Origin of the sequence: Brevibacillus invocatus (assembly GCF_003710915.1) — a bacterium.
GTDB classification, from domain to species: domain Bacteria; phylum Bacillota; class Bacilli; order Brevibacillales; family Brevibacillaceae; genus Brevibacillus; species Brevibacillus invocatus.
Map to the genome: position 1 here is coordinate 161,579 of NZ_RHHR01000007.1, position 18,068 is coordinate 179,646.

The 18,068-nt window shown below is 48.4% G+C and carries 20 protein-coding genes; 6 read left to right on the plus strand and 14 right to left on the minus strand.

Going from position 1 to position 18,068, the window contains the following annotated elements; genetic code table 11:
- Window positions 1–85 precede the first annotated feature (85 nt).
- Entirely contained in the window at window positions 86–730 is a 645-nt protein-coding gene (locus EDM52_RS03540; protein ID WP_122907623.1) for a GGDEF domain-containing protein, read from the minus strand.
- Between the two features lie 263 nt (window positions 731–993).
- Between EDM52_RS03540 and EDM52_RS03545 the strand changes: the two genes are divergently transcribed.
- From EDM52_RS03545 to EDM52_RS03565, 4 genes are all read left to right on the plus strand, one after another.
- On the plus strand, window positions 994–2,235 hold the full coding sequence (locus EDM52_RS03545; protein ID WP_122907624.1) for an MDR family MFS transporter: 1,242 nt from the start codon (window positions 994–996) through the stop codon (window positions 2,233–2,235).
- Between the two features lie 208 nt (window positions 2,236–2,443).
- The gene (locus EDM52_RS03550) at window positions 2,444–3,508 is read left to right on the plus strand and encodes a type III polyketide synthase (RefSeq protein ID WP_122907648.1); all 1,065 of its coding nucleotides are present in this window, start codon (window positions 2,444–2,446) and stop codon (window positions 3,506–3,508) included.
- Window positions 3,509–3,514: 6 nt separating this feature from the next.
- A complete protein-coding gene (locus EDM52_RS03555) occupies window positions 3,515–4,039 on the plus strand; it encodes an isoprenylcysteine carboxyl methyltransferase family protein (protein ID WP_122907625.1) in 525 nt (174 codons plus the stop codon).
- 207 nt (window positions 4,040–4,246) lie between these two features.
- Window positions 4,247–4,567: a hypothetical protein gene (locus tag EDM52_RS03565; protein ID WP_122907627.1), complete on the plus strand. Its 321-nt coding sequence runs from the start codon at window positions 4,247–4,249 to the stop codon at window positions 4,565–4,567.
- Between the two features lie 3 nt (window positions 4,568–4,570).
- Here the strand turns inward: EDM52_RS03565 and EDM52_RS03570 are convergent, their stop codons facing one another.
- The 4 genes from EDM52_RS03570 to EDM52_RS03585 form a co-directional block, all read right to left on the minus strand.
- A complete protein-coding gene (locus tag EDM52_RS03570) occupies window positions 4,571–5,689 on the minus strand; it encodes an aminopeptidase (protein ID WP_122907628.1) in 1,119 nt (372 codons plus the stop codon).
- 124 nt (window positions 5,690–5,813) lie between these two features.
- Entirely contained in the window at window positions 5,814–5,960 is a 147-nt protein-coding gene (locus EDM52_RS03575; protein WP_122907629.1) for a DUF4025 domain-containing protein, read from the minus strand.
- 130 nt (window positions 5,961–6,090) lie between these two features.
- A complete protein-coding gene (locus EDM52_RS03580; protein WP_122907630.1) occupies window positions 6,091–6,762 on the minus strand; it encodes a hypothetical protein in 672 nt (223 codons plus the stop codon).
- Between the two features lie 69 nt (window positions 6,763–6,831).
- The gene (locus EDM52_RS03585; RefSeq protein WP_122907631.1) at window positions 6,832–7,260 is read right to left on the minus strand and encodes a MarR family winged helix-turn-helix transcriptional regulator; all 429 of its coding nucleotides are present in this window, start codon (window positions 7,258–7,260) and stop codon (window positions 6,832–6,834) included.
- Window positions 7,261–7,639: 379 nt separating this feature from the next.
- Between EDM52_RS03585 and lepB the strand changes: the two genes are divergently transcribed.
- Entirely contained in the window at window positions 7,640–8,200 is a 561-nt protein-coding gene (lepB, locus tag EDM52_RS03590; RefSeq protein ID WP_122907632.1) for a signal peptidase I, read from the plus strand.
- Window positions 8,201–8,262: 62 nt separating this feature from the next.
- Here the strand turns inward: lepB and EDM52_RS03595 are convergent, their stop codons facing one another.
- From EDM52_RS03595 to EDM52_RS03610, 4 genes are all read right to left on the minus strand, one after another.
- The gene (locus EDM52_RS03595; RefSeq protein ID WP_122907633.1) at window positions 8,263–9,111 is read right to left on the minus strand and encodes a M15 family metallopeptidase; all 849 of its coding nucleotides are present in this window, start codon (window positions 9,109–9,111) and stop codon (window positions 8,263–8,265) included.
- Between the two features lie 79 nt (window positions 9,112–9,190).
- Window positions 9,191–10,270 (minus strand): phosphodiester glycosidase family protein, encoded by a 1,080-nt coding sequence (locus EDM52_RS03600; protein WP_122907634.1) that lies wholly within the window; start codon window positions 10,268–10,270, stop codon window positions 9,191–9,193.
- The gene (locus tag EDM52_RS03605; protein WP_122907635.1) at window positions 10,251–10,769 is read right to left on the minus strand and encodes a hypothetical protein; all 519 of its coding nucleotides are present in this window, start codon (window positions 10,767–10,769) and stop codon (window positions 10,251–10,253) included. The genes EDM52_RS03600 and EDM52_RS03605 overlap by 20 nt, the downstream gene beginning before the upstream one ends.
- Before the next feature lie 232 nt (window positions 10,770–11,001).
- Window positions 11,002–11,817 (minus strand): RDD family protein, encoded by an 816-nt coding sequence (locus tag EDM52_RS03610; RefSeq protein ID WP_122907636.1) that lies wholly within the window; start codon window positions 11,815–11,817, stop codon window positions 11,002–11,004.
- 82 nt (window positions 11,818–11,899) lie between these two features.
- On the opposite strand from EDM52_RS03610, the gene EDM52_RS03615 reads away from it, so the two are divergent.
- Window positions 11,900–12,886 (plus strand): stage II sporulation protein M, encoded by a 987-nt coding sequence (locus EDM52_RS03615; RefSeq protein WP_122907637.1) that lies wholly within the window; start codon window positions 11,900–11,902, stop codon window positions 12,884–12,886.
- Here EDM52_RS03615 and EDM52_RS03620 read toward each other — a convergent pair.
- From EDM52_RS03620 to EDM52_RS03640, 5 genes are read right to left on the minus strand one after another with little or no spacing between them, the layout of a single operon-like run.
- On the minus strand, window positions 12,853–14,223 hold the full coding sequence (locus EDM52_RS03620; protein WP_122907638.1) for a DUF58 domain-containing protein: 1,371 nt from the start codon (window positions 14,221–14,223) through the stop codon (window positions 12,853–12,855). The genes EDM52_RS03615 and EDM52_RS03620 overlap by 34 nt on opposite strands.
- Entirely contained in the window at window positions 14,174–15,073 is a 900-nt protein-coding gene (locus EDM52_RS03625) for an AAA family ATPase (RefSeq protein WP_415783061.1), read from the minus strand. The genes EDM52_RS03620 and EDM52_RS03625 overlap by 50 nt, the downstream gene beginning before the upstream one ends.
- 29 nt (window positions 15,074–15,102) lie before the next feature.
- Entirely contained in the window at window positions 15,103–16,233 is a 1,131-nt protein-coding gene (locus tag EDM52_RS03630; protein WP_122907640.1) for a DUF4350 domain-containing protein, read from the minus strand.
- Window positions 16,226–16,855 carry a DUF4129 domain-containing protein gene (locus tag EDM52_RS03635; RefSeq protein ID WP_122907641.1) on the minus strand — a complete coding sequence of 210 codons (630 nt, stop codon included), beginning with the start codon at window positions 16,853–16,855 and terminating at the stop codon, window positions 16,226–16,228. Before EDM52_RS03635 ends, EDM52_RS03630 begins: the two co-directional genes overlap by 8 nt.
- The gene (locus EDM52_RS03640) at window positions 16,848–17,870 is read right to left on the minus strand and encodes a DUF7847 domain-containing protein (protein ID WP_122907642.1); all 1,023 of its coding nucleotides are present in this window, start codon (window positions 17,868–17,870) and stop codon (window positions 16,848–16,850) included. The genes EDM52_RS03635 and EDM52_RS03640 overlap by 8 nt, the downstream gene beginning before the upstream one ends.
- Between the last annotated feature and the right edge of the window lie 198 nt (window positions 17,871–18,068).

An 18,068-nucleotide genomic window follows, 5' to 3' on the forward strand; every position in this document is an offset into this window, starting at 1 on the left:
TTGATTCCTTTTAGGATCGTCCTATTTCCACAAAAAAACACCCGAATTTCTACAAAATCGAGTGTTAAGCTGGGCCTCCCCCTCTTTAATTGGAAGCAGCGAGGATACAGTCTTTTTTCTTTTTGGCTTCATACATGAGATTATCGGCCATGAGTGTCAATTCCCCAGAGTCGGAAGCATGGGTAGGATAAGTAGCTACACCTATACTGACTGTAAGCCCGCCAAGATGATGACGAATCTGGTTCTGAATCTGCTCTCCTGCTGCAAGTCCCGCCTTCGTATCACAGTGATCGAGCAAAACTACGAACTCCTCTCCACCCCAACGCCCCACAAGATCTTCCTTTCCTACACAGGACTGGAGGATCTGGGCAAATCGATAAAGGAGCTTGTCCCCTTCAATATGACCGTGCTTGTCGTTAAACTTTTTAAAATTATCCAGATCAAGAAACAACAGTGTGACTGGGTATTTCCCGCGCCTTGCCAGATCTACCTCTTGGTCCAGTCTTTCGAGAAAGCGACGATTCACTAGTACACCGGTAAGTGAATCGTGATAAGCCAATTGTCGCAATTGATCCATCTGCTTCCCTGTCTGGTAGCCGATGATCAGTTGAAGCGCTGCCGCTATCGAAACTAGTGACACGGCTATTTCCCCTTGAGGGAATCCATAGGCAACAAGCCAGATCGCAACGAGTATACACGAGCTTCCCAAACCAATCCAACGTGCGTCCAATGATATCCCCCTCTAGTCAAAACCGCTCCACAGTGAACGAAAATGATCTGATAGACCTATTTTAACAGACTAGAAATAGTACTTTAATAGTAGGAATATTTTACCTATTTTCTCGTTTGAGTTCAAGCGAAAAAACACTGTTTACTAGTTTTATTTTCTGAATATTTTGGTAATTATTGCAATTTGTAACCCTCTTTCATTTCATTTCGCGCTCGTATATACTTACCAAAAAAATACTTTACCGGAAAGAAGGTATTGACCAGATGGTTTGGTTGCACAACCTCATTCAGCGTTATGACCCGACGATCTGGATACGCGTCATCGGGACGATTCTCACAACTTTTGCTGGTTTCATGCTCCGCCCTTTTCTTGCTTTTTATCTCTATGACAAAATGGATGGGAATCTCCTGGTTGCCGCTATGGTGACCAGCTTGCAGCCTCTGACCGGTATCATCTCCAATCTCTTTGCAGGCAGCCTCTCTGATAAATACGGCAGAAAGCCCTTGATGGTGGCCGCTCTCCTAATCGAAGCCGTCTCGATGGCCGGCTATATCTGGGCAGAATCTCTGATTACATTCGCTGCCCTCACCATCTTGAATGGAATCGGGGCTTCTCTTTTCTGGCCCGCAGCAAGCGCGCAGGTGACAGATGTCGTTCCCGAGGATAAACGAAGCGAAGTATTTGCCCTTCTGCATACAGCCTTGAACCTTGGGGCAGCTGCTGGACCATTGATCGGTGTAGCGATCTACAAAATCAACCCCGGGATTGCCTTTGGCTTCTGTGCATTCATGCTGCTGGTATACTGTGCCTTGATTGTCTGGAAGATTCCTGAAACTCTCCCGAAAGAGGTCCGGGAAGCAGCGAGAAAGCCCGCTTCGTCTCCTGAAGCTGCTCCTCGCATGCGCATCATGGAGCATCCTACATTGATTGCCATGACAATCGCTGCTATACCGGTTTCGTTGTTGTACTCTCAGGTAGAAATCATCTTGCCTCAACATTTGAGGACGCAATTTGATGATTTTCTGACGGTATTTGCCACATTGATGACGATCAATGGAGCCCTAGTCGTCTGCTGCCAGTTAGCCATCGCCAAATACGCGGAGCGCTTTCCTGCCCATCGCGTCATTCTCATTGCCTACTGCTTCCTGGCCTGTGTCGGTTTTGGCTACGGATGGGCTCCCGGCTTCCTGCTGCTGATTCTGGCTGAGATCATTTTCACCATTGGCGAAATGCTGTATGGGCCGCAAATCCAAAAATCGATCTCGATGCTGGCTCCAGAAGCCTATCGCGGTCGCTATTTTTCCTTGTTCGGGCTGAATTACGGTATCACGGGTACGTTGGGCCCCTCCGTCGGTGCAGTCGCATTTCGCAATATCGGCGGTGCGTTCTGGTTTTCGCTGATCGGACTTCTCCTCTTCGTCGCAGGGCTGTTCCAGTATCGCAATGTGAAAAAAGCCGTAGCGGGACAAAGCTCTATCCAGAGCACGACAGACATATCCTCATGATCTAAAAAAGCCTGATGCTTATGTAAAAACAAGCGTCAGGCTTTTTTCATGAGTTTCCTTCCCGATAATCTGGGGATACGGTTACGAATGAAAAATAAGAGTACACAGCAACATGATAGCACGCACCTTAAATCCCTTTTACCATGAATTGGATTCCTCTTTCAGGGGGAAACTGAGAACACTTACCAAAACGGGAGTGAATGCTGCTATGCCCCGTATTGAGGCTGTTGCTACTGTTGTACCGCCACACGTTGTCAATCAAGAAGAATCGATGCTTCTAGCCCGTCAATTTTTTCAGGAAGCTTTTCCTGACATTGACCGATTGCTCGGTATTTTTTCACACAGTCAGATTCGAAAGCGCCACTTTTGCATGCCCATCGACTGGTTTTCCCAGGATCGAATCTTCGCGGAAAAGAATCAATTGTATGTAGAAAATGCAGAAGCTTTGGCTGTAGAAGCGGTTTCTCGCTGCTTGGAAAAAGCATTGGTTCCTGCTGATACGATCGATTGCCTCATGTTCGTATCGAGTACAGGTATCGCCACGCCCAGTATGGACTCCAGACTCGTAAACAGGCTAGGTCTGCGTCCAGACATCACCAGAGTCCCGCTATGGGGATTAGGGTGTGCTGGCGGAGCGATGGGATTGTCACGGGCATGCGAATACGCCAGGGCTTATCCGCAAAAACGTGTGCTGCTTGTCAGTGTCGAGCTCTGTGGGCTTACCTTTATACGGCAAGATATGTCGAAAAGCAACCTGGTCGCGACCTGCCTGTTTGGGGATGGTGCTGCCGCTGTATTAGTAGATGGGGACGAAGTCGCGACTTCCTCTGCTGTTCCGAGGCTAAGTTTTTGCGGATCCCGTACGACTACTTGGCCGGACACGCTGGATGTGATGGGCTGGGAGGTCACAGAGCCAGGTCTGCGCGTTATTTTTTCACGCGATATTCCTACCTTGATCAAACAATCCATGAAGGAAAATGTAGATAGCTTTCTACATCCGCTCGATACATCCATCGATCAGTTACGTCATTTCATTTTCCATCCCGGAGGAGCAAAGGTGCTGACAGCCTATCAGCAGTCTCTGGGCATCTCCCAAGACGCGACACGGCTATCGGAGGAAGTGCTCTACAACTTTGGAAATATGTCTTCTCCCACCGTTCTTTTTGTTTTGGAAAAAAGCATGGAACAGCACTGGGAAGTCGGCGACAGAGGGTTGATGGCCGCACTTGGCCCCGGATTCAGCTCCGAGCTGCTCCTGCTGGAAGCGAGGTAGTTAGCCATGCTCTTTTTTTGGTCTGTCCTGTGTATCGTTCTTTTACAGCGGATCAGCGAATTGCTCCTGGCTGCAAAGAATGCACGCTGGATTCGTGCTAGTGGCGGCTATGAGGTCGGTTCCTCCCACTATAAGTACATTGTTGTTCTGCATATTACTTTTTTTATCAGCTTGATCTTGGAGGTCATGTACAAAAGGGAGCTTCACAGCCTGCCTTCCTGGTGGATGGTACCCTTCACTTTCTTTGTCCTGGCACAGCTGATGCGCTATTGGTGCATAGCAAGCCTCGGGCGTCATTGGAACACCCGGATACTCATTCTTCCAGGTGCTGAACCGCTCCGGCTTGGACCGTACCGTTTTCTGCGTCACCCGAATTATTGGGTGGTAGCGATTGAGCTTTTGACACTGCCGGTCACCTTTCTTGCATTTACTACAGCGATCGTCTTTACCCTGTTAAACGCCTGGATTTTATTGCGGATCAGGATTCCCTTGGAGACGCAAGCAGTCTATCAACGTCAACGATCAAAATAAAATCCTCTATGCAGCCACGTAAAAACCTCGATTCCCAAAAAGGATCGAGGTTCTTTTTGCAAATTGAGGTTTATCAAGCGCGATTTCGAGGTATAGAAAAAAGCAGAAGAAATCACTGCTCGGTCCGATCCATGATCGGGGACCCTTTGAAAGGGTTCGTTTTCCTTTTGCACCATTCAAAAACCATTACCTAGAGGTGGATAACCAATGAATCGCACATCCATGCATGAGCCTCTTGAGACAAAGAGAATGATCGTTCGGGAATTTATTGATTTGATCCAAACCATTCCCGATGACGAAGAACAAGCTACTGTTCAAAAATTTCTTCGCTATTTGCAAAGCCTGCTGCGGATCAAGCAAGTCGTACCGCCGGTTGTTGAGATCATGACTGTCGTCAAGCACACCAAGCCAGTTCTGTTTCATGCTGCCCGCCGAACCGTTTTAAAATCAAGCAATCTGTTCATGCTGTTCCAGCTGGACATGAGCTTCCCGCTGGCTCAAGAGCGCTTAGAAGATTATCTGAAGTAACCTTTATTCTGCACCCAGGTTTTCGGGATTGAGGATTTCCAGTTCCGGGATGACAAATCGTCCATCTTTGCGAATCAAGACGTCATCAAACCAGATTTCTCCACCACCCCAATCTGGACGCTGGATCGATACCATATCCCAGTGGACAGAGGACTTGTTTCCGTTGTATGCCGTATCATAGCATTGTCCCGGAGTAAAATGGAAGCTTCCGTCAATTTTTTCATCGAAAAGAATGTCTTTCATCGGATTGCGGATAAACGGATTCACTCCGATAGCAAACTCCCCGATATAACGCGCCCCTTCATCTGTGTCGAGAATTTGATTGAGTCGCTCTGTATCGTTCGCTGATGCATCCACAATCTTTCCATTCTCAAAGGTAAGGCGTACATTTTCAAACGTGAAGCCATTGTAAGGCGTCGGCGCATTGTGGGTAATCGTACCGTTGACGGAATCGCGCACCGGTGCCGTGTATACTTCTCCATCCGGGATGTTGCGCAAGCCTGAGCATTTTACGGCTGGAATATCCTTAATGGAGAAAGAAAGATCTGTTCCGGGACCGGTGATCCGTACACGGTCTGTTCGGTTCATCAGCTCGACCAAGCTGTCCATTGCTTTATCCATCTTGGCGTAATCCATCGTACATACCTGGAAGTAGAAATCCTCGAAAGCGGCCGTGGACATATTCGCCAGCTGCGCCATCGACGGGTTCGGATAGCGAAGAACGACCCACTTGGTTTGAGGAACGCGTATGTCCATGACAGGCAATTCGTATAGACGAGCGTACATCCCCAGTTTGTCTCCCGGCACGTCAGCCATTTCATTGATATTGCTTGCTGCACGGATGCCAATGTACCCATCCATTTTTTCCATGAAGGTTTTTTCATGGTCCGCCATTACTGCGAGTTGCTCTTCGTTGCAATTCATCGCGATGTCTCTGCTGATCATCGGATTGACCAACTGAACGTAAGGATTCCCGCCTGCTTGGTAAATTTCTTTTACCAAAGCACTCACCAAATCCGGTACCTCGCCTTTTGCATGAATCAAAATATTCTCTTCTGGCTGTACGCGAACCGAATAATTTACCAATATATGCGCCAATCTCTCCAAACGAGGATCCTTCATTTCGGCACACCCCTTTTTCAATTTTCTGATTCCTCTTGTATTTTTAACGATAAATCCTCATATGTCAATAAAATTTATTTTAATGAAAAGAGAAAATACCAGCCGTTTTCAGGCTGGCTCAGCTTTATGGATTCCTTTCTCCATCTTCAATCGTACCCATTTTGTAGCTGTCGCTGATCTGTTCTTGTGTGATTGCCTGGCCGTCCTCTACCTGATTCTCCTGTTCAATCCGATCGTTTGAGGTGCTCTTCTCATTGTGTCGTTCTTGCAATTTCGTACCCTCCTCTCGATTTCTCCTCTAGTTTGTACGAATCGCGCATCTTTCACACGTCACAGAGGAGAACAGACAGCAAAGAGAAAACGCCTTGCTCGTATGGAGCAAAGCGTTCGCGAGATTTTGATTAATCTTCAGAATCAGCGTTTGGAACGAGCCAGCTCCAGTCGGAACGGCTTCCGGAAGGTTGGAAATTATCCTGTTTAATCGTCACTGATTCACCCTCTACTGGTGCTGCTACCCAGCCATGTTGAACTGCTGGCTTTTCTTCTTTTGGAGTTACGATCACGTATTCATCGATTACAGGCATGGTGATCCAGCCTGTTGGGGCTACCTTTTCAGTAGAAGACTGGGAAATGAAGTATTCATTTTGAACAGGCATTACGATCCAGCCATGTTGCACAAGTGTATTGACTTGATCTTGATTCAACAGCACGAACTCGCCTTCTTTAGGTGCAGCAACCCAACCTGTAGGTGTAACTGCTCCTTCGTTCGCTTTTGCAGAATAAATGAAGTACTCGTCCTCCTTAGGCATGTCAATCCAAGCCCCGGCAGCTGTCGAAGGGGCAGATGCCTGAACGTGTGCAGGTGCTTCTTCAGCTGCAGGCGCTTCAACTGTAGCCTCTTCTTCTACATCTGTAGCATCTTCAGTAGCCTCTGCGTCAGTTGCTTCTTCTGCTTGTACTTCCGCTTGTGTTGCTGTTTCCGTTGCGGTAACTTCTTCGGCACAGGCAGCTTGAGCGAACAAAGACGCTCCCAGTACAAAGGTTCCCATCATCAGTGTGCTGCTTTTTCTCATTGTGTACACTCCCGTTTCGTAGTGCACCTTGCCCACCATCATGTCCCTGTGGTTCTTCAAACGGAAATGCTACATACTTTGCTTCATTTTCTCAAGGCAATAGGTAAAGTTATCCAGTTCTTCATCCGTGAGGTGCTCTGTCAAATTTTTGACCAAGCATCGCCTTCTTTCCAATAGCTCTTCCATCATAGGGATAGCTTTTGGAGCCAATGTGACCCACACTACACGGCGATCTTCTTCATCACGGACGCGTTCTACAAAACTGGCTTTCACCAATCGATTGAGCGCAATGGTAGTAGCACTATTCGACTGCCTTAATATGCTCGCCAGATCAGATACGGTGCTTCGTTTTACTTCTAAAAGCACACGCAACAAAATGAACTGTTTGGGACTGATCTCTTGTTCCTCGATCAGCCACTGACTAATAAAGAATCGGGCCATTTCGGAAAACACTCGATCGAGTTCCTCTAGTTTACTGGCGCGGGACATATCGCTCACATCATCACCTATTTTCAGAATTTGTCTACTATATTTATAAAAATATTATAGTCTTCATAGATGAAGAGCAAGCATAAACTCTGCATCATTCTGAAAGTGGTGTTATGTAAATGATGCGACAAAGTGTTTACTACTTAATATTTTTAGTGTAAAACTATTTTCAAGTTCATCTTACAATAAAGGGAAAGATCAGGCAATAGTGGAAGTTGTCAAATTCGTGACAGTTGAAATTCCTTTTTTCCCAAACCCATTCATTCCCATGAATCTTCTTTCGTATCCTTTCGCAAAGCATGTATAATAAAACATGGGCGGTGTAAGACACCCGAGCATGTCCTACACATTACCGCGCGAAAAACCACATACATAGGAGATCATATTGATGGAACAAACCCCTCATGAGACGAAATGGAGATCGGAACTCTTTGATTGGCTTAAATCGTTTGTCTTGATTGGTGCGATCACTGCCTTCATCTACGTCTTCATCATGGCTCCCTACGTCGTCCAGGGACGTTCGATGGAGAGCACGTTGCATGACCGCGAACGCGTGATCGTCAATAAAGCCATCTACTATTTGCAAGACCCTAAACCAGGTGACATCGTCATCATTCATCCAGATGCCAGCGGAGACAATTGGATCAAGCGTGTCATTGCTGTTGCAGGCGATACGGTAGAAGCAAAGGATGATCAGTTGTACGTAAACGGTCAGGTGTTGGCAGAAGATTATCTGACAGAAAACAAGCAGAAGGCCTCTGCCGCTGGGGTCACCCTGACAGAAGACTTTGGTCCGGTAACGATCGAATCAGGAAGCGTCTTTGTCATGGGAGATAACCGCAGCAACAGCATGGACAGTCGCATGATTGGACCCGTGCAGCTGGATCATGTGGTTGGCCGCGCTGAAGTCGTGTATTGGCCTCTTCCCAGCATCCGTGTACCTAAATAGCGAATCAAGCGTCCTCAACAAAAAAAGCCGCTATCCAAGCGGCTTTTTTTGCATCTATGTGCTTATGACGGGCTGGAATTCGAAAAGTACTCCTCCAACGTAATCCCTTTCGAAGTGATTTCCTCTGCAATCTCCTGACCGACGTAACGGAGATGCCAAGGTTCGTATGCATATCCCGTGATATCTTCCTTGCCCTTCGGATAGCGAATAATAAACCCATGCTGCGCACAGTTTTTCTCCAGCCATTGTCCCTCCGGGGTATCAGCAAAGCTTTGCTCTAATCGAGTTACGCTGTCAGCTCCAGACACGTCCATTGCAAGACCTGTTTGATGCTCACTTTTTCCTGGTACTGCGCTGAATGCAGCAGCATGTGCCTCGCCTTGTGTCTTGACGTACGTATCGTAGAGTGATTTTTGCGTGCGATAGGAGCGGTAACCCGATACGGCGTACAGCTCTATTCCGTCCTGCTTCGCATGTGCAAATAACGATTCCAGCGCTTTTGCAGGTGCTTCACGGAGCTTTCTCTTTTCTACCTTGTCTGCATAAGGGAATAAAACATTGGGTTCTACAAGGTCAGCCGGGATGTAGTCAGCAGGCAAAGAGCGCTGCTTGTTCACAATGACATGATATTCATCCGGATTCGTTACGGTGGGGACCCCATCTACCGTCTGGATTGTCTCTTCCAAGGTTGGTCTGTTTACCGGTTTCTTCTCATCATCGGACTCCTGTGGAGTAGCAGATGTTGTTTCGCTGGCTGATGGATCATTTCCGGGAGTGGGATCTGCCGCAGTGGACGGAGGTGTCTGCCCCTCCTTGCCATCCAGTATTCCAAGCGATGGAGCCTCACAGCCTCCTATGAGAGCTGCGGACAGCAAAGCTGCCAGCGCCATACCCATGCGATTCTTCTTCATCCTGATTCCTCCTGATCAATTCAGACCCTTATGTACATTTTTGCCAAAAAAAGCAGTCATCCGCCGCAGAAATGATCTTCTACGGCATGATGACCAGATTGCTTACCACGGCACGCTCACGTCCGCCTGATGGTTTGTTCAGCAATTTCCCCTTGTAGTAAAAAGCGCTTGAACCTCCACCATCCAGGTTGTAAGCGTCAACCACATGGAATTCCTGCAATTTTTTCTGTGCTTCTTCCAGGGTGACTCCATTGCTCCACCCTTCTCGTCTGCCGTCAATTACGATCATGAGCAAATCTCCGTTGTCAAAATGACCAATGAGGGTTCGGGGTTGTCGTGCATTTGCCCAATCTTTCGGAATCGGCAATCGTTTGCCATCCTGCAGTAGCCTTGGCAAAAAGCTGGCTCCCTGCAAGATCCCCTGCTGGGTGATTTGTTCCTGCTTCGTAATATTCGTCCCGACGAGATGACCCTTGTTATTGAATCCGACAAAGCTCAGGTTCTTGTTATCGGAAAACGTCCGAATCGTTCCATCCACAACGGTGATTCCCAACGGAACCAGGTTGCCTTGCTTGTCAGCCATGAAGCCACCGGCATTGATCGCGAGGATGGCACCCGTGCGCTTTCCGGCCTGACTGGTCGTTTCACCTTTGCTCTTCACGGAGTTATTCGCCAATACCATTTTCAATGCCTTCGGATCATTCAGGCGCACCTTCGCCATATAGCCCCGGTACCCCGCTTCAGTCAACGAGTATACTTTGACTGTCGAATTCTTGCCGAAAGATTGACCGATCGGCTTGCCCAGCATGTTGGACAATATCGTATCCAGTACATCTTCTGATTGTTTGGTATGCGAGATACTGGCCGCCAGCAAATTGTTAATCTTCTGGTTTTGCTGTTCGTATTCTTTCTTCTCTTTCTCTGCTGCATCGCGAATGCCTTGGATCGCCAGCTCTGTGCCTTCTATGGTTTCCCTTGTTTCATCCAGCCTCTCCTGCAGCGCCGCTACCTGCTCAGACGACTGTTCTACCGGCAGCGTCAGTCCTTCCAATGTGAGCTTGTCCACAGGATTTACCTGTGAAAAAGCAACCAGAAAACCTAACGCTGGCGCTAAGAGAAACGCAAAAAAACGATTAACCTTACCAAGCACGGGCTGCATCCTCCAGTTTTTTCAGCGACGCTTTCAAATCAACCAGCTGTGTATTCAACTGATCAATCCGTTCTTGCAAGGCCTGTTTTGTCTTGTCTGTCCCACCAATAGTCTCACCCGTCATCTGCAGTTCTTCCTGGATGTGAGCCAAACCACTGGCAACTTCCGACATTTCATCCTGGACGAGCGTCAGTTGCTCTCCCATTGCTTTCATCTGTTCCTGATTCTTCTCTTGCACTTGCGTAATTCGCTGATTCACAAACTGCTGCTGCTTGTCCAACGTATGCATCGCAAAGGCGTAGCCACCATAGGCAAGAGCTGCCCATAGCAATACCGCCAAAACGGTTGGCATCAAGTTTCGCTTACCTTGTGTTCGGGAGGGATTCAACGTATTGAACAGACTGCTGAAAAGTCCGCCTCTCTTACGTCTTCTCTCCTGCTTCCCATCTGTGGGGAGTGGTAGTGTAGTTGACGGTGTCGATGAAGCTTGGAAGTATTTATCGCTCATCGGCTACCCCCTCCTTTCTGTGAAAAACGTCTCGACGTCTTTCATAAAAGTGGATGTGACCGCTTGCGGTCAAACAACACGGTTGTGACAAAGAATGCAAATCTATTATATCATAGAACAAAATTCGGGTGCTCATTTGCGAATATTGGAAAAATTAGTAGATTTACGCCAAAAACCACCTTGTGCACTACAAGGTGGTTTATCAATCCTACTCGTTTCCTATCTTTCACACTTACTTACCCAATTGCCATTCCTTGCGTAGCTCCCAGTACAGACGCTGCAAAAATACGATGGGGTCCGCTTCTACCTGCTCTCTCCCGTTCCACTCTAGCTTTTCGATAAACCGCTCGGCAATTTGTGCGCCCAGCTCTTTTTGTTTCTCCGAAGATAAGGAATCGAGGCGAGTGACAAAAGTAGAGAGCAATTGCCAGTCTTCACGTGTAATGGCTTGCTTCTGCCGATCATCGAGCAAAAGAGGTGCACCCACCCCTTCTTTTTGCTGGGCTTTTTGCTTTCTAGAGGGGGGTACGTTCTGTCCCCCTTCAGCCACAACGATGGTACCTGCTACCAAATCGCCAATTCTTTTATCTTTAGGATGAAAAAAAGAGACCAAAGCACCAAGAAAATATCCGCTCGGCAACACATCAATGATGCGAAACAAATTGCGAATAGCAGCGGACAAAAAGGTAATTGGTTGACCATTTTCTCGGATGACCCGCAGCTTCATCCATCTTTTGCCGAGTGTTTGACCTGACCAAAACGCTTCGAGAATAAAGAAATAGCCTGCATTGATGAGAAATAGTACGAAAAGCAGGATCGCAATCGCAAAGTCCTCAAGATCGCTCCAAGCTTGCTCATCGCTGCCATATACGACTATACTGAACACGATAAATAAGGTAATATTAACCAATAGCAGGATGGCTGTGTCAATTAATTGCGCGGCAGCCCGGCTCCCGAGGCCAGCCGTTTGAAACCGAAGCTGAACGTGTTCTGGTGTAATCACGGTTGCTTCACGATTTGCTTGATTGTTCTGTATCCATTCGTTCATTCCTGTTGTCTTCACCCGCCTTCCCTTGCTTGCCAATCATCTTTTTTGATACACTTTTTCCCCGGAATAAGGAGGCTGTTTCATGGATTTAACCTCGTTTTGGCATACGCACAAGGCATCCTGGGCCGAGCTGGAGCAGTTGGTCGAAAGATTCCAGAAAAAAAACAAAGGCATCCAAGCTGCCGACATTGACAGGCTCACGCTGCTCTACAAAAAAACTTCCGCGCATTTGGCGTATGTCCGTTCTTATTACCCGACTGATGAGCTGACGCATTACCTGAATCAGCTGGTCTCGCGCGCGCACAATCTGACGTATAAGCAACAGGCCAGTAGTTGGCAGCAAATCACCTATTTTTTCGGCACCTATTTTATCCTCCTGATCCAGAAACGGCTTTGGTTTATGGCTATAGCTGCCTTTCTGTTCCTGCTCGGAGGAGTCTTTGGGTATGCTGCAGTCATGATCGACCCGCTCAATCTGTACTACGTCCTGCCAGAGGGAATGGCCGAACAGATCGATCCAACACGCCTGGGCGAAGGACATGACTCGATCAATAGTCCGGTCATTTCTACCATGATTATGACCAATAACATGAGAGTCGCGATTCTCGCATTTGTAAGCGGCGTTACGTTTGGGCTCTTTCCGATCTATTTGCTCCTGTTTAACGGGTTGCTGGTTGGTGCCCTTGCAGCGGTTTATCAGCAAGCGGGCATCAGCTATGCCTTTTGGGCGTATATTTTGCCTCATGGTGTCATCGAGCTCACCGCCATCTTCATCGCAGGAGGAGCAGGACTGTACATGGGATATCGCATGCTGGTGCCTGGCAAATACGCACGCAAGCATCAATTTCTTGAAGCAGTCAAGGAGTCTGCCCAGCTCTTGCTAGCCACACTCCCGCTGTTCTTTATCGCCGGAATCATCGAGGGCTTCATCACGCCTTCCACAACCCTTTCCTTGGAAGCGAAATACTTCGTAGCGATCAGCACCCTGTTGATCCTGGTGTTCTGGTACGTCCTCGGTCAGCGTAGACGACTCTCCTACAACGCCTCTCTTGACTTGATCTCCAAATAAGTATTCACGACGCTCAACGTCAATTGATCGGACGGTACATCCAACACCTGGATACCCGCTCCGGTCATTTTTTGTTGAAAGGCTTTTCGATCCAGTTTAAAACGCTGTGCCAGAGCCTTGACATAGGCTGTTCTCGTGTTTTTGGTTTCCACATCACTCCAGCCCTGAAGCAACGGATCCGTCAATGAGAGCAGCAGGAGCAGATGGGACCGTCTCAGGCGCCAAAGATATGCGCTTAACTGGTCCTCGATCAAGTAGTTTTCCATATCGGAAAAGAGCGCAATCAGGCTCCTTCTTTTTTGCTGACGATGAAGAAACGTCAACGCTTTCGCATGATCCGATTCTACAAAATCAGTTGTGAGGTTATAGGTAGCTTCCACTAACGTATGCAAATGCGATAGCCCTCTTCCCGGTGGAATATAGAGCTTGATCTCATGCGAATACGCCAGCAGGGCAACCTGGTCCCCTTGTTTAATCGCTACGGCCGCCAATGTCATGGCCGACTCCAGGGAGATATCCAAGCGAGTCCGATTATCCAGCTCAACACCCATCAGTCTGCCACAGTCCAGCATGATCGTCACGACTTTTCCTTGCTCGGGACGGTACTGATTGGTCATCAGTCGTCTGGAACGAGCAGAAGCAGACCAGTTGATCGTGCGCGGATCGTCGTCTGGCACATATTCACGGATCGCATGGAACTCTGAACCCGTTCTTGCTCGGCGCATGATTTTCTTTCCGTCAACGATCAGGCTTTCTTGCAGTGAAGCGAGATAGCCGCGGACAGTAGACAAGTCCGGATAGATCCTAATGGTCTGATCACAGGAAAACCGGCTCTGCCTGTACCACAAGCCGATTCTTCCATGCCAGCGCAGGAACAGTGAATGAAAGGAATACATGCCTCGAACGTTAGCCCTTGTATGGTAAGTCACTCCGAAGGTGCCAGGCTCCATCATGCCCCGCAATACTCCGCTCTCCTGGAATGAGTACGGCAAGTCGTCCGCAAGCTCGAACCCCACCTTCTGCCCACTCGTATTCGTGAACGCGATGTGAACCTGGAATTCCTGGCCAATATCCGCCTGCTCTGGCAGCATTCTGGTCACAGATAGCTCTCTCTTTTTGGGCATCGAGAGCCAATCGACCACGCTGGCTGCTAAGATCAAGCCATTGTACAGCCAAAAGGCGCGATATCCCCAGCCCATCACAAAACCAGTCATGACCAGAGGAAGACCGAGCAGAATCCACAGGATAAGCCGTTTCGTGGGCAAAATAAAGCGGTCTTGCAGAACATCAGCGAGGAACTGGAATGGCCGCCAACGTTTCGTCGATGATGTGGTCACTAGTACCTCCCTCCAATTCCACCTGCGGTGAGAGAACCAGACGATGACGCAATGCAGGTCTTGCCACCATTTTCACATCATCTGGCGTCACGTAATTTCGGTTGTCCAGCAGCGCCCAGGCCTTGCTCGCCATCAGAATGGCAATCCCTGCCCGCGAACTCGCTCCGAGCAGCAATCGCTTTGTCTCCCGCGTCTTCCGAATCAAAGTCGTAATATACTCGAGGATCGATTCCTCCACCACAACCTCGCTGAGCTTTTGCCGCTGATCCAGAATTTGTTCGAGCGTGTATTGCACTTCAGGCTTATGTGTGGCCGACAAGGAGTACGGCACGTGTTGCGCCAGAATCTGTCGTTCCTGCTCATGGGAAGGATACGTAACCTGCAGCTTGAACAAGAAGCGGTCGAGCTGCGCTTCCGGCAAAACATAGGTTCCTTCGTATTCAATCGGGTTTTGCGTAGCCACCACAAAAAACGGGTCCGGCAGCGGATAAGTAACGCCGTGAATGGTCACTTGCTTTTCTTCCATGGCTTCCAGCAGGGCAGCCTGGGTCTTCGGGGGTGTTCGGTTGATCTCGTCAGCCAGCAATAGATTGGAAAATACAGGTCCCTTGATCGTTTCAAAACGATTTTGCTGCATATTAAAAACGACATGCCCAATAATATCACTCGGCATCATGTCTGGGGTAAATTGTACCCTTCTGCTCTCGCCTCCAATCAGGCCGGATAAAGTGCGCACCATTTTCGTTTTGCCAATTCCCGGTACCCCCTCCAGCAAGACGTGACCTCCTGCGAGCAGTGCGGTAATCAGCAGACGGATGTTCTGCCTTTGCCCAACCAGCTCTTTCTCCATTTCTTCGATCAATCGTTCCACTACACCAATCACTCCTTCTCCAGGCGCTTCAATATCTTGTCTAACAGGAGACTGTCTGCAAGCAGTTGTTTTTGCGAATAGGCATTCTCTGTCTTGATCTGTTCCAGTCTTTGCAATACTTGCACCAAGGCTGCAAGCTCGCTTTCGTTCCATTTGGTACGTGCCACTTGCAGGATTTCGTGATGTTCCGCTCGTTGGTGCACGCCCCACCGTTCATGCATGAGTTGCCTCAAGTACGTTTCACGATGACGCAGTGCATCGATGGCAAGTCGTCTTCGTTCGTACCAGCTGGACACGGCAAGCAAAGTCTCGTCGCCACGACGTACTGTCCATTCTCGCAGCGTGTAGATAGGTCCAAATCTTTTTCCTCTCCACCAAATCCACATGAGGAGAAGCAAGCCCAGCTGAGCAAAGCCTGCGATTAGCCATCCGGGATAAAGCGCAAACAGACTGGGCTGATCCCGATAGCCATGATGGTATTCATCCATCCAAACGACAGACCACTCGTTCTGCAAATAAGGCCAAATCGCTTCGAAATGATCGTGCCTGGCAACCTGTCCGTTGCTCATCCATTGCGGGACAAGAAACAGACTGACTGTCCCCTCGCTGATGGTTGTACGTCCTGCCAGGACGCCTGCATCGTCACTGAGCAATTCTTCCATGTCCTGGCTTTTATCCAATCGCAAAGGCGATTGCACCACGCCGTTCCTGTTACCGCTCAGCTGAGGCCCCCAGATTTTCCGCTCTGCTTCCTCTTCTTCATTCTCCTGAAGAATCAGCTGGAACGAAGCTTGTTCCCAATCTGCCGGCTCCTCTGCAAACAGGATCAGATCATTACCTAGAGCTACCCAATCCAAAAGCTCTTCTCTTTCCAGCTCTGTCATTCCTTTGGGCTCCAGAGAAATCAGAACCTGACCTGCTTGCGATGGCAAAAACTTCATAGGCTGACGCCATTCCTTGATCGGCTTGCCTTTCTCCTCCATCAGCATGACAATGGCTTTACTTCCATTCGGCTGTGCTGACTTTGCGACATATGGCGGATACGAGGGAGGCGCTGGCTTGACGATCAGCAAGCTGATGCCCACCAGTAGAAAAATGGCAATGACGAGGGCGATGCGATAGGTGCGAAGGCTACCCATGACGATGTCCCTCCTCACCCAGCAGCTTCTCTAATTCCTGGAGCTGCTGCCAAAACAGTTGTTGGTCAATTTCTTCCTGCCCATACCAAACCTGTTCAAATGAACGCGCATGTCGGCGAAACAAATCCTGTGCAGCCGGATAGTTGTACTGGATTTCATCTGCATATTCCCAGTTGGTCTTCCATTTCTCAATCCGGATCCAGTTCTTCCACTGCAAATAAACCAGCAGCGCGAGAAACAGATGGCGGACGGCTTCCCGCCACTCCGCCTGCTGTCCAAGCTGTCTCGCCTCATTTAGATAATCCGAGTAGGAACGTTTTTTTTCCCCCTGAACGAATAAGGTACGCTCCCGCTTCTGTTGCAAAACCATTTTCCGTGACAACCAATAGATCAAAAACAACAAGCCGCCAATCGCTACAATCACGACCGAAACAGAAACGGTTCCAGCCGCTTCTGTCGGAATTTCCGTCACTTGAAACAGCTTCGCGATCATCTCAATTAAGTGGTTGATTGCTTTTTCAATCCATCCTGCACCTTCCTGGGACTGCCTATTAAATTCATCAGAGGAAAGGATCTCGACTAACCGTTCCTTGTCCTTTGACCCAATCATGGCGCTACTCATGTGGCTCTCCCTGTTTGTCTAGCGTTGCTACAGCTGTATCCTCTGGACGATGCTGGTTCAGCATCGCCTCCAAATCTGTTCCTTCTTTTCTCACATTCAAATCGAGATAAGCCAGCGCATAGACGATCAACATCCAAGGCATCAGCAGGCATGAAAACAAGACTTGCAGCACACTGCTGATCAAGGACGCACCCAAAGCCCCGATGAGGATGAATTGAATCCCGCTTGAGAAGATGGAGTACAGGATCATGACTACGAAATAGAGCCCAAACAGTCGCCAAAAATTCCCTTTTGTCAAGTTCCAGCTCTTGCTTAAACCTACCCCTTCTCCTTTCAACAAAACGAGCGGCAGATAAAAACCCCAACGAAGCATAAAAAATCCGGGGACGAGCATGACGCCGATGATGAAAAGGAAGTACGCTACCAGGAAAAAGACTACGACGACAATCGGATTGAGTGCGCTGTCGTCCGAGAAAAGGGTATCCATACTCTCCCCTGTACTGAAGGCGAAGAGAAGAAAAAGCAAGCCGCAAAGAACGAAAAAGGCCAGAAATATTCCCACAATAACCAATATGTAGAGTACTGTACTACCCACCAGTGGCCAAAAACGACTGAAGGATTGACGCAAAGCTGCTTTGATCCCTGTCGTTTCCCCCTCGACCGCCGCTTTCGTCAGGATCAGACTGGATGCAAGCAGCTGCGGGTAGGCAGCCAATGTTATAATAGGAAAGACGATAAACAAGTAGACCAGCAGCAAGGCTATGTTCTGGGTCACGTTTTCTTCGGAAGAGATAAATCTTTGACCCAAGGACTCCCAGAAATCTTCTCCAGAAGTGTCCTGGTACAGGAAGGGCATACTGCTAAAGTCCATCAGCAGCAAGTCTTGAAGCAAAAGCAAGGGCCCGAACACCATCAAAGCCAGCAGAAAAAATGCTCCAAAACGTTGACGGTATATGGAAAAGCTCCTATCCAACAGCTTTCCTACTCCCATAGGGGTAAGCGGTGTTTGATTCATTGCGAAACCTCCATGTCTCTATTTGAGATTACCCGACCATTATACACGATTTTCCTTGTTTTTAAAAAAATTCCTTTCTTCAGACTCGTGAATTTCCGATATTTAACAAACCGCTCCTTTCCTACTGGACGACTTTTCTGAATTGCCGTAATGTAGGTTCAACCAAGTTTTATTCCCAAAGCACAGCGGTGATATGTC

What these genes read in the sequence shown, in the direction of transcription:
- EDM52_RS03545 (WP_122907624.1), top strand. Translation starts at nt 994, where the DNA reads ATGGTTTGGTTGCACAACCTCATTCAGCGTTATGACCCGACGATCTGG.
- EDM52_RS03595 (WP_122907633.1), bottom strand. Translation starts at nt 9,111, where the DNA reads ATGAAGAAGAATCGCATGGGTATGGCGCTGGCAGCTTTGCTGTCCGCA.
- EDM52_RS03580 (WP_122907630.1), bottom strand. Translation starts at nt 6,762, where the DNA reads ATGAGAAAAAGCAGCACACTGATGATGGGAACCTTTGTACTGGGAGCG.
- EDM52_RS03600 (WP_122907634.1), bottom strand. Translation starts at nt 10,270, where the DNA reads ATGCAGCCCGTGCTTGGTAAGGTTAATCGTTTTTTTGCGTTTCTCTTA.
- EDM52_RS03555 (WP_122907625.1), top strand. Translation starts at nt 3,515, where the DNA reads ATGCTCTTTTTTTGGTCTGTCCTGTGTATCGTTCTTTTACAGCGGATC.
- EDM52_RS03605 (WP_122907635.1), bottom strand. Translation starts at nt 10,769, where the DNA reads ATGAGCGATAAATACTTCCAAGCTTCATCGACACCGTCAACTACACTA.
- EDM52_RS03565 (WP_122907627.1), top strand. Translation starts at nt 4,247, where the DNA reads ATGAATCGCACATCCATGCATGAGCCTCTTGAGACAAAGAGAATGATC.
- EDM52_RS03640 (WP_122907642.1), bottom strand. Translation starts at nt 17,870, where the DNA reads ATGAATCAAACACCGCTTACCCCTATGGGAGTAGGAAAGCTGTTGGAT.
- EDM52_RS03570 (WP_122907628.1), bottom strand. Translation starts at nt 5,689, where the DNA reads ATGAAGGATCCTCGTTTGGAGAGATTGGCGCATATATTGGTAAATTAT.
- EDM52_RS03625 (WP_415783061.1), bottom strand. Translation starts at nt 15,073, where the DNA reads ATGGAGAAAGAGCTGGTTGGGCAAAGGCAGAACATCCGTCTGCTGATT.
- EDM52_RS03635 (WP_122907641.1), bottom strand. Translation starts at nt 16,855, where the DNA reads ATGAGTAGCGCCATGATTGGGTCAAAGGACAAGGAACGGTTAGTCGAG.
- EDM52_RS03615 (WP_122907637.1), top strand. Translation starts at nt 11,900, where the DNA reads ATGGATTTAACCTCGTTTTGGCATACGCACAAGGCATCCTGGGCCGAG.
- lepB (WP_122907632.1), top strand. Translation starts at nt 7,640, where the DNA reads ATGGAACAAACCCCTCATGAGACGAAATGGAGATCGGAACTCTTTGAT.
- EDM52_RS03610 (WP_122907636.1), bottom strand. Translation starts at nt 11,817, where the DNA reads ATGAACGAATGGATACAGAACAATCAAGCAAATCGTGAAGCAACCGTG.
- EDM52_RS03550 (WP_122907648.1), top strand. Translation starts at nt 2,444, where the DNA reads ATGCCCCGTATTGAGGCTGTTGCTACTGTTGTACCGCCACACGTTGTC.
- EDM52_RS03630 (WP_122907640.1), bottom strand. Translation starts at nt 16,233, where the DNA reads ATGGGTAGCCTTCGCACCTATCGCATCGCCCTCGTCATTGCCATTTTT.